Source organism: Priestia sp. P5_B4, from assembly GCF_056400385.1.
Genome location: NZ_JBFULJ010001206.1, coordinates 1 through 897, shown reverse-complemented (window position 1 = coordinate 897; position 897 = coordinate 1). Strand labels below are relative to the sequence as shown.

General features: G+C 36.5%; 1 protein-coding gene. It reads right to left on the bottom strand.

Going from position 1 to position 897, the window contains the following annotated elements; translation table 11 throughout:
• Positions 1–108 precede the first annotated feature (108 nt).
• The coding region (locus AC1DRF_RS29965; protein ID WP_477742569.1) for a phosphatase PAP2 family protein at positions 109–897 on the bottom strand (789 nt) is incomplete at its 5' end.

Genomic DNA, 897 nt, shown 5'->3' with positions numbered 1-897 from the left:
AAATACGGTTTTGCATGCAGCTTCTCCTTTCCCGTCGTTCAAAATATAATAAATGCCATTTGGCCAAGATAAGTTCCTATTTAGTTTGACTTTCTTTTTAGTGAACCGCTATAGACTAATACCTTTCATAAGACGGAAGGTTTCAAGAAGTAAAACGTTTAACCCTAGCCATACTCCTCCAAATACATATCCTGCTGCAATATCGCTGGGATATTGTATGCTCAGGTACAAACGACTAATCGCAATAAGCAATAAAATAAGAATGGCTGCTATTGGTGCTAATGTAGGAGTCCATAATCTTTTAGAGTGTCGAACCAGCATAAATACAGCAAACCCATAAATAACAAAAGCCATCAAAGACTGCTCGCTTGGAAAGGTGTATGAAAGCTGTTCTATCAACGATTTTCTAATAGGGGAGAAATGGTGGAAAATTCGTCTTAGGCTTTCTTCGTATAGCTCTCCGCCGCCTGCAACAGCTACCAGAGATAATAATTCGATTTTTTTATCTCTGCCTTTCCATAAAATCCACACAAGTGTAAAGGAAATTAATGCCACCAGAACTTGCCTGGATCCCAGCATGAAAAATATCCGCATTGGTACATTCCAATCTTTATTAAAAAGGGCTGTTATTAATAGACTCGTTATTTTGTTAAAATCTCCAAACTCGTTTGCGATAAAGTCTTGCGTCATTCCAATCATAAGCAGAATAAACCCTAATGTTACTAATGCTGTAAATATAAAAACAAGCCCTGCCCGTTTCCGCGTATGAAACACATTTACTATCCACTTGAGACAATTAATTGCTATCTTTTTAATCGTTACTTTGAACTTTTTATAAATGTAAATAGCAACGAACAAACTTACAGCTACAATCATCCCAATGATAAAGTACTTCTT